Source organism: Streptomyces colwelliae (assembly GCF_048158785.1).
In the GTDB taxonomy this organism is placed as follows: Bacteria; Actinomycetota; Actinomycetes; order Streptomycetales; family Streptomycetaceae; genus Streptomyces.
This window is the reverse complement of sequence record NZ_JBLTJC010000264.1, coordinates 1-14,612: the sequence shown is the minus strand read 5'-3', so window position 1 is coordinate 14,612 and position 14,612 is coordinate 1. Positions and strand designations below refer to the sequence as shown.

Annotated in this window: 11 protein-coding genes and 1 pseudogene; 8 read left to right on the top strand and 4 right to left on the bottom strand. The window is 70.3% G+C overall.

All coding sequences use genetic code 11. The features are described 5' to 3' along the window. The first annotated feature begins 33 nt into the window (after positions 1-33). Both ACNFOC_RS37880 and ACNFOC_RS37875 read left to right on the top strand, forming a co-directional pair. Positions 34-1,275 carry a cytochrome P450 gene (locus ACNFOC_RS37880; protein ID WP_416963560.1) on the top strand — a complete coding sequence of 414 codons (1,242 nt, stop codon included), beginning with the start codon at positions 34-36 and terminating at the stop codon, positions 1,273-1,275. 38 nt (positions 1,276-1,313) lie between these two features. Further along, positions 1,314-2,231, top strand: coding sequence for an SDR family NAD(P)-dependent oxidoreductase (locus ACNFOC_RS37875; protein WP_416963559.1), 918 nt, complete (start codon positions 1,314-1,316; stop codon positions 2,229-2,231). A 46-nt stretch (positions 2,232-2,277) separates the two neighbouring features. On the opposite strand, the gene ACNFOC_RS37870 is transcribed toward ACNFOC_RS37875, so the two are convergent. From ACNFOC_RS37870 to ACNFOC_RS37855, 4 genes are all read right to left on the bottom strand, one after another. Next, on the bottom strand, positions 2,278-3,003 hold the full coding sequence (locus ACNFOC_RS37870; protein ID WP_416963558.1) for a class I SAM-dependent methyltransferase: 726 nt from the start codon (positions 3,001-3,003) through the stop codon (positions 2,278-2,280). A 162-nt stretch (positions 3,004-3,165) separates the two neighbouring features. Further along, complete coding sequence (locus tag ACNFOC_RS37865) at positions 3,166-5,667, bottom strand: SpoIIE family protein phosphatase (protein WP_416963557.1); 2,502 nt, start codon at positions 5,665-5,667, stop codon at positions 3,166-3,168. Between the two features lie 148 nt (positions 5,668-5,815). Beyond that, positions 5,816-8,245 carry an MFS transporter gene (locus tag ACNFOC_RS37860; protein WP_416963556.1) on the bottom strand — a complete coding sequence of 810 codons (2,430 nt, stop codon included), beginning with the start codon at positions 8,243-8,245 and terminating at the stop codon, positions 5,816-5,818. A 166-nt stretch (positions 8,246-8,411) separates the two neighbouring features. Beyond that, positions 8,412-8,855, bottom strand: coding sequence for an SRPBCC family protein (locus ACNFOC_RS37855; protein WP_393758067.1), 444 nt, complete (start codon positions 8,853-8,855; stop codon positions 8,412-8,414). Positions 8,856-9,035: 180 nt separating this feature from the next. Here ACNFOC_RS37855 and ACNFOC_RS37850 point away from each other — a divergent pair, with 180 nt between their 5' ends. The 6 genes and pseudogenes from ACNFOC_RS37850 to ACNFOC_RS37825 form a co-directional block, all read left to right on the top strand. After that, positions 9,036-10,082: an Rv2578c family radical SAM protein gene (locus tag ACNFOC_RS37850; RefSeq protein WP_416963555.1), complete on the top strand. Its 1,047-nt coding sequence runs from the start codon at positions 9,036-9,038 to the stop codon at positions 10,080-10,082. A gap of 101 nt (positions 10,083-10,183) precedes the next feature. Next, positions 10,184-11,013 (top strand): annotated as a pseudogene (locus tag ACNFOC_RS37845) (transposase). Positions 11,014-11,082: 69 nt separating this feature from the next. Next, on the top strand, positions 11,083-11,442 hold the full coding sequence (locus ACNFOC_RS37840; protein ID WP_416963554.1) for a hypothetical protein: 360 nt from the start codon (positions 11,083-11,085) through the stop codon (positions 11,440-11,442). A 125-nt stretch (positions 11,443-11,567) separates the two neighbouring features. Beyond that, positions 11,568-12,140, top strand: a complete 573-nt coding sequence (locus ACNFOC_RS37835) for a GNAT family N-acetyltransferase (RefSeq protein ID WP_416963553.1) — start codon at positions 11,568-11,570, stop codon at positions 12,138-12,140. Between the two features lie 280 nt (positions 12,141-12,420). Beyond that, positions 12,421-14,001: an alpha/beta hydrolase gene (locus tag ACNFOC_RS37830; RefSeq protein ID WP_416963552.1), complete on the top strand. Its 1,581-nt coding sequence runs from the start codon at positions 12,421-12,423 to the stop codon at positions 13,999-14,001. A 156-nt stretch (positions 14,002-14,157) separates the two neighbouring features. Further along, the coding region (locus ACNFOC_RS37825; RefSeq protein ID WP_416963551.1) for a GNAT family N-acetyltransferase at positions 14,158-14,612 on the top strand (455 nt) is incomplete at its 3' end.

Genomic DNA, 14,612 nt, shown 5'->3' with positions numbered 1-14,612 from the left:
CCCCCACCCCCACCCTCATCTGGAGGAATGACCATGTCCGAGGCCGAGACGGAACTCGCCGCCCCTGACGCGGAGCCCTTCGACTACCCGGGCGCGCGGGACCGCACCTGCCCGTTCGCCCCGCCGGCCGGACTGCGCGCCCTGAACGAGACGGCGCCCGTGTCCCGGGGCCGGATCTGGGACGGCAGCACCCCGTGGCTGGTGACCGGGCACGCCGCGCAGCGCGTGATCCTGTCCGACCCCCGGGTGAGCTCGAACGACAAGCAGGCCGGGTTCCCGCACCCGAACCAGGCCATGGCGGAGAACTCCCCGCACCACCCGCTGACCATCTTCAACGCCGACGGCGCCGACCACACGCGGATCCGCCGCATGATGACGGCTCCGTTCACGCGCAACCGCATGGAGAAGCTGCGGCCGGAGATCCAGCGGTTCACCGACGAGCTGATCGACAAGATGCTCGCGGGCCCGAACCCGGCGGACCTCAACACCGCGCTGTCCCTGCCGCTGCCCTCGCTGATGATCTGCGCGCTGCTCGGAGTGCCGTACGAGGACCACGAGTTCTTCCAGGAGCACGCCTCGCTGGCGACCCGCAGCGACAAGACCGCCGAGCAGGACCGGGCGGCCATGGAGGCGCTGGGCAGCTATCTGGCCGGGCTGCTCCAGAAGCGGATGGAGGAGCCGAGCGACGACGTCATCTCGGACTTCTCCGGGCGGATCAAGGCGGGCGAGGTCACCCTGCCCGAGGCCGTCATGCTGTGCATGATCCTGCTGATCGCCGGCCACGAGACCAGCGCCAGCATGATCTCCCTGGGCACCGCCCTGCTGCTGCGGAACCCGGAGCAACTGGCCCTGCTGCGCGAGAGCGACGACCCCAAGGTCGTCGCGAACGCGGTCGAGGAGATCCTGCGCTATCTGACGATCCCGGCACTCGGGCAGCGGCGGATCGCCTCCGAGGACATCGAGATCGAGGGCGTGACCATCAAGGCCGGCGAGGGCATCGTCGTCGCGCTGCCCGCGGGCAACTGGGACCCGGCGGCCTTCCCCGAGCCGGAGAAGTTCGACATCTCCCGCGAGGCACGGCACCATCACGCCTTCGCCTGGGGCATCCACCAGTGCCTGGGCCAGCAGCTCGCCCGCATCGAACTCCAGGTCGTCTACGGCACGTTGTACCGCCGCGTCCCGACCCTGCGACTGGCCGTCGGTTTCGACGAGTTGAATTTCCGCCGGGACGACGCGCTCGCCTATGGCCTGCACGCGCTGCCGGTCGCCTGGTAGCCACCCACGCTGTCACCCGCACACAACTGGAGTCACCCATGAGCGAGTTCGGCTTCGAAGGACGCGTCGCCGTCGTCACCGGCGCGGGCCGTGGCCTCGGCCGCGCCTACGCCCGCCTGCTGGCGGAGCGCGGGGCGAAGGTCGTCGTCAACGACCTGGGCGGGTCGATGGAGGGCGAGGGCTCGGACGCCGGTCCCGCGCAGAAGGTCGTCGACGGGATCGTGGCCGCCGGCGGGGAGGCCGTGGCCGACACCCACGACGTGTCCACGCAGGCCGGCGGCGAGGCCATCATCGACACCGCGGTCCGGAGCTTCGGCCGGATCGACGTCCTCGTCAACAACGCCGGGATCATCCGGTACGCGGGCCTCCCGGAGATCGAACTCGACAACCTGGAACGGCACTTGGCCGTCCACCTGCTCGGCTCCTTCAACACGATGCGAGCCGCCTGGCCGCACTTCGTCGAGCAGGGCTACGGCCGGGTCGTCCTGACCACCTCCAGCGGCATGTTCGGCATGGACAACAACCTGTCCTACGCCGCCGCGAAGGCCGGCACGGTCGGTATGGCCCGCAGCGCGAAACTGGCCGGCGAGCCGCACAACATCAAGGTCAACCTGATCGCTCCGGCGGCGATGACCCGGATGGGCGGCGGCCCCGAGGAGGAGCCGGCAAAGACCGCGGAGGGCATGCCGTACATGCCGTCGGCGGCCGTCGCGCCGATGGTGGCCTATCTCGCGCACGAGAACTGCCCGGTCAGCGGAGAGATCTACACGGCCGGGGCGGGCCGCTTCGCGCGGGTGTTCCTGGCCTCGACGGAGGGGTACGCGCACGAGGAGGGCGACGCGTCGGTCGAGGACGTGGCGAAGAACTGGGACGCGATCAACGACGAGAAGGGCTACTACGTGCCCGCGGACCTGATGGCGTGGTCCGGCTCGTTCCTGAAGCACCAGTTCGGGTAGTGCGGGTGGGGGGAGGCGGTGAGCCGCCCCGCCTCCCCCTGCCGTCTCAGGTCGTACGGCTCGCGATCACCCACTTCGACGGCAGCTCGATGCGGGCGCCGTCCGCGGTGAACTCGGTGGTGATCAGCGGCAGTTCGCCGCTCGCGACGACGGTGAGGCCGGCCGCGCGCAGGAGTTCCGGCACCTCGTCGTCGGACACTTCGCCGGGGGCGATGCCGTGGCGGAAGATCGGGGCGAGCTTCGGCGGTGGCCCTGCCGGGTCCTGGGCCAACCCGCCGAGGATCGGACGGGCGGCCTCGGAGAGCTCGACGAGGAAGGCGTGCCCGCGCTCGCCGATGAGCGTGGCGATTCCCTCGACCAACGGCTGCCGGTCGTCGGGGTCGACCTGGTGCAGTACGCCCCTCATGTAGACGTTGGCGTCGCCGAGTTCGGCGTGCAGCGTCTCAACCTCGGTCTTGTCGGCGGCGTCCAGCAGCCGGTAGGCCGCCTGCCCCGCCGGGTCCGCTTGCCGGGCGTGGTCGAGGGCCGCGGCGGACAGATCCGCGCCGACGACATGGGTGAACCGGTCGGCGAGGAAGCGGGTCTGGGTGCCGTTGCCGCAGCCGAGGTCCACCATCACCAGGCCAGGGTCGCGCAACTTCGGCTCGAACAGGGCGAGATGGAGCCCCACCGTCTGCGCCGCCGCCGCGTCCCAGAAGACGGCCCCTTGTCCGTCGGGCGCCTCGCGCCAGAAACCTTCCCAGGCCTCCCGGTACCGACTGGTCACGCTCATGCCCAACTCCCCAGGATGCGAGGCCGTTCCGCCATAAGTGACGGGCCAGTACGGTCTATCGCGCCCCGGTCCTGCTCACAAGCACACGGCGCATACCTTCACCGCTCATTCGACCGGTGTACGCCGTTGTGCGCCCCTTGCGCCCCGTCCATCGCGCCCGCTTCAGCGGCGCGGCAGGGTGAGTTCGAACCAGACGGTCTTGCCCGTGGTCGTACGGCTGGCGCCCCATTCTCGGGCGAGCACGCCGACCAGGTGCAGTCCGCGGCCGAACTCGTCGTCCGGGCTCGCGCCGAGCAGGGACGGCAGGGTGGGATCGTCGTCGTCCACCTCGCACAGCAGCGTGTCGCCGCGCACCAGGCGCAGTTCGATCCGGCGGCCGTGGGAGTGCCGTACGGCGTTGGTGACCAGCTCGCCGGCCAACAGGGCTGCGTTGTCGGCGAGTTTGGCGAGGCCCCACTCGTGGAGCTGCTCGCGGACCACCGCACGGGCCCGGCCGGCCTCGACGGGGTCGAGGGTGAGCCGCCACTCGGCGACGTCGTCGGGCTCGATGCCGTTCAGGCGGGCCATCAGGAGGGCGACGTCGTCCTTGCGGCCGCCGCGGGTGTTGAGGGTGCGGATGATGGTGTCGCAGGCGTCGTCCATGGACGCGGCCGGATGCGCGGCCGACTCGCTGAGGGTCGCGAGTCCTACGCCGATGTCCTCGCCGCGCACCTCGACGAGACCGTCGGTGCACATCACGAGCCGGTCGCCGGGCCGCACGCGCACGCGTACCGCCTCGAAGGGCACCCCGCCGACGCCGATGGGCGCGCCGGTGGGCAGGTCGAGCAGCTCGCTGCGGCCGTCGTCGGCGCGCACGACCACCGGCGGGATGTGGCCCGCGTTGGCGATGTGGAGTTCGCTCGCGATCGGGTCGTAGACCACGTACAGACAGGTCGCGAGGTACGAGTCGCCGAGGCGCTGCGCCAAGTCGTCGAGGTTGCGCAGGAGTTGGGCGGGCGGGAGGTCCATGGCGGCCATGGTCTGCACGGCGGTGCGCAACTGGCCCATCATGGCGGCCGAGTTGAGGCCGTGTCCCATGACGTCGCCGACGACCAGCGCGGTGCGGGCGCCGGGCAGTTTCACCGCGTCGAACCAGTCGCCGCCGACCCGTCCGAGCAGCGTGCCCGGCAGATAGCGGGTGGCGATGTCGCAGCCCGCCATGCGCGGCGGGATGTGCGGCAGCATGCTGTCCTGGAGGGTCTCGGCGACGGACTCCTGGTAGGTGTACATGCGCGCGTTGTCGAGCACCAGGCCCGCGCGGGCGGCGAGTTCGGCGCCGGTGGCGCGGTCCATGTCGTTGAACTCGACGCGCTCCGGGTGGCGCAGCAGGATCATGAAGCCGAGGACGACGTTGCGGGCCTTGAGCGGGACGACCAGCATGGAGCGGCCGGTGATCAGCGGCCGGATGTCGCGCTTCTCGAACTGCGAGGCGATCATGTGCCCCATCTGTTCGCTGATGCGCGGCACGAGGACGGGTTCGCCGGTGGTCATGCACTGGAAGAACGGGGTGTGCGCCGGGAACGGCATGGCCTCGCCGACCGGTACGACGTCGTCCCAGCGGCCGGGTTCGTCGGTGTGCTCCAGGGCGACCCGGTGCCACATGGTGGTGGTGTCCGGCACCCCGTCCGGGAATCCCTCGCCGGCGACGACCTGTTCGCGGAGGTAGGTCCCCGCGACGTCCGTGAACTTGGGTACGACGGCCTTGCTGACCTCGACGATGGTCTGCGCGAGGTCGAGCGAGGTGCCGATGCGTCCGCTGACCTCGTTGAGGAACTCCAACCGCTCGCGTACGGCGACGTATTCGAGGTCCTCGCCCTCGTCCGCGGCCTCCTGCGGCAGCGGGAGCCCTTCGGCGACCGCGAGGGCGGCCCGCTCGCGGCGCGCCTTGCGCTCGGCCCGCCGGGCGATGCCCCAGTCGGGGGTCACCGGCACCCGCTCGTTCTGGCTGAACTCCAGGATGGGATAGCCCAGTTCGAGGATCTGCGCGACGATGCGGGCGCTCTCGTCGACGCTCATGCTGGGCAGGATCTCGGGGAGCCTGCGGGCGAGTTCGTCGGCGCCGGGGAAGTTCGTGTGCAGGGCGAAGCCCGGGGCTATGCGCTCGAAGCCGCGGTCCGCCTCCGGGAGGTCCTGGCCCAGGCCGCCCGCGTCGGCGGCGAGCACGAGCAGCCGCTCCTGTCCGGGGCCGACCAGGGGGTACGCCCACCACAGGACGTCGATGCGCTCGCTCCCCCAGCCTTCGGCCGGGGGGACCCCCATCTCGCTTCGCTCGGGGACGGTGAGGCGGGCGCGGCCCGCCGCCGGGTAGGACAGGCGTCCGTCGAGGGAGGACTCCAGGTCGGGGCCGAGTTCGTCGTAGTCCGTGAACCCGCCGTAGGGACTGGTCTCCTCGTCCTCGGGGAGGGCGCCGGAGACGGGGAGCAGGTCTGCCGCCGTCTGGCCGATCGCCTCTTCCTTGGTGGTGCCGAAGAGGCGTCGGGCGCCCCGGCTCCAGTGGGAGACGAGGCCGTCGCGGTCGATGAGGATCACGGCCAGGGGGATGCGGCCCGCCGCGGTCTGTTCCGCAACCACGTCGTCGCCGGCCCCGCGGCCGGGAGGTGTCCCCCGCTCGGTGCCACGGTCCATGACCCAGGCCCTCTCTCCCCACGGCTCCGCAAGATCTGTGCCGCCATCCACCACGCTACGGGGGCGGCCGGTGGCGATGTGTGGCATTCCTGGAATTGGTTCCACCCGATCGCACCGGCGTGCGCCTCCGCGCCCTGTGGGGCAGGAGTCAGTCCTCGTGGCCGAGTTGGAGATCGCGCTCGGTGCGTCCCCCGCCCGCCACTTGGAGCACGGTGGCCACCGGCGGGTACCCGGCGGCGATCACCGTGTACTCGCCGGAGGACAGGTCGACGAACCGGAACGTTCCGTCGGGTCCCGTGGTGAGGGTGTCCACGACGTTGCCCGCCGCGTCCAGCAGCGTCACGCGCGCGTCCTCGACGGGCCGCCCGCCGCTCGCCCTGACGGTGCCGCGCAGCACGGCGCCGCCGGCGAGTTCGACGTCCTGGCGGGTCTCGCGGGACGCCTGGACGCTGACGGGGAGCGCGGCCGGCCGGAACGCGGGCGCGCTGGCGGCGAGGGTGTACTCGCCGGCCACCAACTCGCTGATGACATAGCCGCCTTCACGCCCGCTGCGGGTGCTGGCGACAACCTCGCCGTGCACGTTGGTGAGCGTCACGGCGGCCTCCCGCACCGGGGTGCCGTCCGCGGTCAGCACGCTCCCGGCGAGGCGTCCTGCGCCACCGAGGACGACGTCCAGTTCGACGGGCCGCTCCCCGACGGTCACGGACACCGCCTGCGGCTGGTGCCCACCGGCCGCCGCGATCAGGACGTACGACCCGGAGCCGGGCGTCGACAGCGCGTACCGCCCGTCCGGGCCGCTGGCGCCGCGCCCGATCTGCTGTCCGGAGACGTCGATGAGGGTGAGCGCGGCCCGGGGCACGACGGTCCCGTCGGGGTGCTGCACCGTGCCGCAGACGGGGATTCCGGCCGCGTACGGCGAGCGAAGCGAGATGGGGGTCCCCCCGGCCGAAGGTTGGGGGAGGGCCTGCGGGATCGGCGAGTTGAAGGGCGCTGCCTCGGGCGTCTCGGCGGGGGCGTTGTGGGACACCAGGGGTTTCTCCTTGAGGAAGAAGGCGATGAGGAGGCCGAGGGCGAGCACCGGCACCAGGTAGAGGAAGATCCGCGGCATGGCGTCGGCGTACGCCTGGATGTAGCCGTCGCGCAGCGCCGGGGGCAGCGTGTGGACGAGCTGCGGGGTGATGGACTCGGGGTCGGGCAGACCGGCACCCGCGCGCGCGGGGATGCGGTCGCGCAGGGCGTCGGTGAGCCGGTCGGCGAACAGGGTGCCGAAGACGGCGGCGCCTACGCTGCCGCCGATCTGCCGGAAATAGTTGTTGGCGCTGGTGGCGGTGCCGAGGTCGGCGGGCCGTACGGAGTTCTGCACGGCGAGGACGAGGACGGGCATCACCATGCCGATGCCGGCGCCGAGGACGGCCATCCAGACGCTGTACTGCACCCGGGAGGTGTCGACTTCGAGCCGGGACAGCAGCCACATGCCGAGGGTGGCCAGCGCGCTGCCGAGGAGGGGGTAGATCTTGTACCGGCCGGTGTGGCTGATGAGTTGACCGGAGATGATGGACGCGCCGACGATCCCGCCCATCATCGGCAGCATCAACAGTCCCGACTCGGTGGCACTCGCTCCGTCGACCATCTGTAGGAAGGTCGGCAGATAGCTGGCGGCCCCGAACAGCGCGACCCCGATCACCAGGCCCACCAGGGCGGTGATGTTGAAGACGGCGTCCTTGAACAGCCGCAGCGGGATGAGGGGTTCGGGCGCGAAGCGCTCGGCGACGAGGAAGAGCACCGCGGCGGCCACGGCTCCCGCGCCGAGTCCCAGGATGACGTGCGAGCCCCAGGCGTACTCGGTCCCGCCCCAACTGGTCAGCAGGACCAGGCACGTCGACGCGGCGGCGAGCAGCAGCGCGCCGACGATGTCGAAGCGCGCCTTGACGGTCGGCTTCGGCAGCTTCAGTACGACGGTCACGACGGCGAAAGTCACCACGCCGAAGGGCACGTTGATGTAGAAGCACCACCTCCAGGAGAGGTGGTCGGTGAAGTAGCCGCCGAGCAACGGCCCTGCCACGGAGGCGAGTCCGAAGGTGGCGCCGATCAGGCCCATGAACCGGCCGCGCTCGCGGGGCGGCACGATGTCCGCGATGATCGCCTGCACGCCGATCATGAGGCCGCCCGCGCCGATGCCCTGCACCGCGCGGAACGCGATGAGTTGGTCCATGGACTGGGCGCGGCCCGAAAGCGCGGAGCCGATGACGAAGACGCCGATCGCGAACTGGAACACGCTCTTGCGGCCGAGGAGGTCGCCGAGTTTGCCGTAGACCGGCAGGCCGACCGTGGAGGTGAGGAGGTAGGCGGTGATCGCCCAGGACATCTTCTCCAGGCCGTGCAGTTCGCCGACGATCTTCGGGAGCGCGGTGGCGACGATCATCTGGTCGAGGGCCGCCAGCAGCAGCGCGAGCATCAGCCCGAGGAACACCAACCGCACGCGGCGCGGGCCGAGTTCGGCCTTCTCGACGGGTGCGGTGGCGGGTGTCTCCGGGGGTGCCGGGGCCGGTTCGTCCCGCACCAGAATCGTCCCGCCCACGTACCGCTCCCCTCGTCACGCCTGCCACACAATTGCCGCTTTAGGCGACAACTGCGCGCAAGCGCGACGAGTTACGGCGTACGCCCGGCCCGAACGGAGATCCACTCGAACCGGTGAGAGACGCGGCCAGAGCGTCAACGCGCCCTGGCGGCTTGGCCCTTGAGTCCTACTTCTCGACCTCGGCGGCGAGCCGGTCGAGCACCAGGTCGTAGATCCGGCCGAGGCCCTTGGGGGCGAAGGTCCGCTCGAAGAAACCGCCGATGCCGCCGGCGCCGTTCCACGTGCTGGTCACGACGACGCGGGACTTACCTTCGCCGGCCGGGGTGACCCGCCAGGTGGTGACCATCGTGGAGTTGCGGTCCTTCTCGACCAGTTCGCCGTCCGTGGGCTCGGTGACCTCCAGGAGGCAGTCGCGGACGCGCTTGCTGGTGGCCTGGAGCTTCCAGTGGACGAGGGTGCCCTCGCCGTCGCCGCCCTCGCGCACCTCGTACTCGCTGAACTGCTCGGGCAGCACCTTCGCGCGCGTGCCGCTGTAGTCGGCGAGGGCGTCGAAGACAGCCTCCGCGTCGGCTGCGACGACCCGCTCGGTAGTCGCCTCGACCTGCGCCATCGGTTTCCTCCAGGACATGAGTCAGGACATCGGTTCTCGGGGTCGGTGCAAGCCAACCACCCCCGCCCACGGCCACCCAAATCGGGGTGCCTCAAGGCGTCGGAAGCGATCGGGAATGACACTTGCACAGTAATTCGAACAAGTGTTTCACTCGGGGGGCAGGCCTACTTAGGAGGCGTCATGCGCTGGGAGAACCTCACCGTGGAGTCCGGCGGTCACAGCCGGGCGGCCGACGCCGCGCTGTTCGGCGCGGACGCCGTGGTCAGCCGCACCTTCGACACACCCGAGTTCCGCGGGATCACCTTCCACGAGGTGCGGGCCCGCTCGATCATCAACCGGGTGCCGGGGGCCTCCCGGATGCCCTTCGAGTGGACGGTCAACCCGTACCGGGGCTGCTCGCACGCGTGCGTGTACTGCTTCGCCCGCAAGTCGCACAGCTATCTGGATCTCGACACCGGCCTCGGCTTCGACTCGCAGATCGTGGTCAAGGTGAACGCGCCGGACCTGCTGCGCCGCCAGCTCGGCTCACGGCGCTGGCTCGGCGAGCACATAGCGATGGGCACGAACGTCGACTGCTACCAGCGCGCGGAGGGCCGCTACCGGCTGATGCCGGGCATCCTGGGCGCCCTGCGCGACCACGCGAACCCCTTCTCGATCCTGACGAAGGGCACGCTGATCCTGCGCGACCTGGACCTCCTGGTGCAGGCCTCCGAGGTCACCGACGTCGGCATCTCCGTCTCGGTCGGCTTCACCGACCCCGCGCTGTGGCGCACGGTGGAGCCCGGCACACCCTCCCCTGAGCGGCGCCTGGACGCCGTACGCACGCTGACCGAGCACGGCATCGACGTCGGGGTCCTGATGGCCCCGGTGATCCCCTTCCTGAGCGACAACCCGGCCCAACTGCGCGCCACCGTAAGGGCGATAGCGGCCTCCGGGGCCACCTCTGTGACTCCCCTGGTGCTGCATCTGCGGCCCGGTGCCCGCGAGTGGTTCATGGCGTGGCTCGGGCAGCACCACCCGCATCTGGTGCGCCGTTACGAGCGGCTGTACGCGGAGGGCGCGTACGCCCCGAAGTGGTACCAGCGCCGGATCACCCGTCAGGTCCACGACCTGGCGCAGGAGTACGGCATCGGTCCCGCGCGCGCGGGGATGCCGCGCCGGATTCCCGAGCCCGAGGCCCCGGCGGATCAGCCGGTGTCCGAGCCGACGCAGCTCTCGCTGATCTGAGAGGGCGGTACGTGACTTGATGTCCGGTTCGGTTTCGCCTGATCGTGTGGCTGTGGGGACTCCCAGCCGGTCGGCGGGCTGGGCCGTGCTGGAGTGACGGGGTGAGCGACCGTAAACCCTACAAGAGCGACTTATCTGACGAACGCCGGGCGCTGATCGAGCCGGTGACCACTGCATGGAAGGCGAAGCACCCGTCCGTCAGCGGCCACCAGGGCAGCTACGAGATGCGAGAGATCGTCAACGCGCTCCTGTACCAGTCCCGGACCGGCTGCCCATGGGACTACCTGCCTCACGACCTGCCACCGCCCGGCGCGGTGAAGTACTGCTTCTACACATGGCGCGACGACGGCACCGACGAGGTCGTCCATGACCTGCTGCGCTGGCAGGTGCGTGAGAGCCGGGGACGATTGGCCGACCCGAGCCTGGTGGTGCTCGACACTCCGAGTCTGCATGCCGCCGCGGGGGTACCGGCGGCCACGACCGGGCGGGACGCGGCCAAGGAGGTGCCGGGTCGCAAGCGGGGGCTGGCCGTTGACGTGCTGGGCCTGGTGATCGCCGTGGTGGTGCCGGCCGCTTCCGTGCACGACAACGCCTTCGGTACCGCGTTGCTGGACAAGGTCGCCGCGGGGACCTCCACGGTGACGAGGCGCTGGTGGAACAGGGGTTCAAGAAGACCGTGGTCGACCACGGCGCCGGCCTGGGCATCGCGGTGGAGGTCGTCGAGCGCGACCCGGCCGACCACGGCTTCGTCCCGCAGCCGATCCGCTGGAGAGCCGAGCAGACCAACGGGATCTTGATGCTGCACCGCGGGCTGTTCCGCGACTACGAAGACCGCCCGGCCAGCTCCGAGTCCCGGGTGTACTGGGCGACAAGCGATGTGATGACCCGTCGACTGACCGGCGCCTCCACCCCGTCCTGGCACGGCGCGTGAAGCGCCGGCCCACAGCAGACCCTCGGTGCCCTGCCGGCACGTCTGGAGGTCCGCGAGCGGCAGATCGCTGTGGAAGCGGAGGCCGCTCACGAGCAGATCGCGCGGCTGACCGCGCTGCTGGACGGACTCGCCCAGGCCGCCGAGCACATCACGATCACCCGCAAGACGCTCCTGGAACTGCCCGACGAAACGCCCCCGGCACCGGCCACACCGACTCCGGCCCTGCCGAACGGCCCCGCCCACCAGCAGATCATGGCCGTGTTCGCCGAAGCCGACGCTCCGCTACGGGCGAGGAACGGGTGCGAGGCGATGGACCCGGACCTCGTGCCGAACGACATCAACAACGTCCGCGTCAAACTGAAGCGCCTGACCGGGCGCGGAATCCTCGATGAGACCGAGCCTGGACTGTTCACCAGGCCGCGACCGTAACCGCCCGGCAAACCCACTACCGGCCCCCTCACGTTGTTCTGCCGGCCCGCCGAGGAAACCCGTTGCGAGTGCCCGGCATCGGATGTCTGATTGATCGGCCACCGATCACGGGATGGAACATGAGTATGTCGCTGCCCGCCCCCTCGTTGCACACTGCTCGCCTGCGACTGCGTGCCTTCGAAGACGCGGACGCGAACGACCTGTTCGCGCTACAGAGCAACGCCTACGTGTTGCGCTACTGGGACGATCCACCGTGGACCGAACGCGCGCGCGCCGAGAAGTTCATCGCCCGTTGCCGAGAGATGGAAAAGGAGGGCACCGGGGCGCGGCTGGCCGTGGATCGTGTCTCCGACGGGGCGTTCATCGGCTGGTGCACCCTGAACAGGTGGAATCCGGGCTTCCGCAGTGCGTCGCTGGGCTACTGCTTCGACGATGCGGCGTGGGGCCACGGTTATGCGACCGAGGCCGCGCGCGCCTTGCTGCGGTGGGCATTCGACACGCTGGACCTGAATCGCGTCCAGGCTGAGGCCGATACGCGCAACGTGGCTTCTGCCCGCGTGCTGGAGAAGCTCGGCTTCGTGCGTGAGGGGACGTTGCGGGAAGACTGCGTTGTCAACGGCGAGGTCTCCGACTCGTGGGTCTACGGGCTGATCAGGCGGGAGTGGCGGCCGTCGTCCGAGCCGGCTCCCGCCCGCTGAGTCCCATCGGCCGGTACCTGGTATCGACCATGCCCCGAACCACTGATCACTGCGCCTCATCCAAACTCAACGACGAACCGGTAAAGGCTCACATCTCGCCCTCTGAGGGTGTTGGCCCGAGGGCATTTCTCACCTGTCCGAGGGCGTTCGAGCGCATCCGGCGGCCCAATTGGGTCAAGTATCGGCTGAACAGGTTCCTCCGCCCCGGGTTTTCGGGACTATGCGGCGAGGACGGACCGCGACACCCGCTGTCCGCCGCCTCTCCGTCCTGGGAGGACGTATGAGAAAACGCGCAGCCGTACTGTGCGGTGCCGCCGTCATCGTGGCCGGGACGGTCACCGCTCTCCCCGCCGACGCGAGCACCGCGCACCCCGCGACCACCGTTCAGGCCGCGAAGCTCACCTGGAAATCCTGCGCCACCACCAACTACCCGACGCTCCAGTGTTCGAGCCTCAAGGTGCCCCTCGACCACGCGAACCCGCACGGGAAGCAGATCACGCTCGCCCTGTCCCGCGTCCCGCACACCGCGAAGACCTACCAGGGCCCGCTGCTGGTCAACCCCGGTGGCCCCGGCGGCAGCGGACTGACCCTCGCGGGATTCGTCGCGTCCTCGCTGCCCAAGGCGGTGGCGTCCCAGTACGACGTCATCGGCTTCGACCCGCGCGGCGTCGGCAAGAGCACACCCGCCCTCGACTGCAAGCCGGGCCACTTCGACCCGGTGCGCCCGGACTCGGTGCCGAGCACTCCGGCGCTGGAGAAGGCCAACCTCACACGCGCGAAGGCCTTCGCGGCCGCCTGCGGCAAGAAGTACGCGAGTGTGCTGCCGTACATCGACACGATCAGCGCCGTGCGGGACATGGACTCGATCCGGCAGGCACTCGGCGCGAAGAAGATCAACTACTTCGGTTACTCGTACGGCACCTACCTGGGCGCGGTGTACGCCAAGCTCTTCCCGGAGCGCGTGCGCCGCCTGGTGCTGGACTCCATCGTCGATCCCACCGGGGTCTGGTACGACGACAACCTCGGGCAGGACTACGCCTTCAACGACCGCCAGCAGGCGCTCATGGCGTGGATCGCCAAGTACGACTCGACGTACAAGCTCGGCACGGACCCGGCCAGGATCGAGGCCAAGTGGTACGCGATGCGGGCGGCGCTGGCCAAGAAGCCGGCGGGCGGGAAGGTGGGCGCCTCCGAGCTGGAGGACACCTTCATCCCGGGCGGCTACTACAACGGCTACTGGCCTTATCTCGCCGAGGCGTTCGCGGCGTACGTGAACGACAAGAACGCCGATCCGCTGGTCGAGGCGTACGGCAACTTCGCCGCGATCGACGCCTCCGGGGACAACGGGTACAGCGTCTACACCTCGGTGCAGTGCCGTGACGCGTCCTGGCCGCGCGACTGGAACCAGTGGCGCAAGGACAACTGGGCGGCCTACGACAAGGCGCCGTTCATGGTCTGGAACAACGCCTGGTACAACGCGCCGTGCGCGTTCTGGCCGACGCGGACGAAGCAGCCGATCAACATCGCCAACGGCAAGCTGCCGCCGGTGCTGCTCTTCCAGGCGACGAACGACGCGGCCACTCCGTACGAGGGCGGCGCCACGGTCCACCAGATGCTGGCGGACTCCAGCTTCGTGGTCGAGCAGGGCGGCGGGAACCACGGCATCACGCTGAGCGGGAACGCCTGCCTGGACAAGTACCTGGCGACGTATCTGACCAACGGCAAGGTGCCGCGCAGTGGCGGCGAGGTCGACGCGGTGTGCCAGAAGACGCCGGACCCGAAGCCACTGACCACGGCGAAGGCGGCGACGAGCACGGCACACGGTTCGACGCTGCACGGCCTGCTGGGCTTCCGCGGCTGAGCACGACCGAGTACGGCCGAGTACTGCCCACCGTCCCCGTCGGTCCGTCGGGGGCGGTGGGCATTCTCGGCCGTACAGGTCGCCGCTTGAACAAGCCGAGCGACAAGCCGAGTAATTCGGAGGCAGGCACGGCCGGCGCATCCCTAGGGTGCCGCCATGGACGACGAACAGCCCCTCCAGATCCGCCCGATGACCCTCGCCGACTGCGACCGCGTCTCCGAGATCCGCGTCCTGGGCTGGCAGTTCGCGTACCGGGGCCTCATGCCGCAGCCGTACCTCGACGCCCTCAACGCGCGGGACGACGCCGAACGCCGCCGGGCCCGCTTCGCGCAGGGCGGCGACAGCGTGGTGAACCTGGTCGCGACCCGGGGCACCGAAATCGTCGGCTGGGCCGCGCTCGGCCCGTACCGCGACGGCGAACTCCGCACCGAGGACGCCGAGTTGTACGCCCTCTACCTCGACCCGCACCACGTGAGCACCGGCGCCGGACGGGCACTCGTGCAGGAGGCGCTACGACAGTGCACGGCCCTCGGCCACGAGCGCGTCCTCCTGTGGGTGGTCCGGGGCAACGCCCGCGCCCGCCGGTTCTACGAACGGGCGGGGTTCCGGGC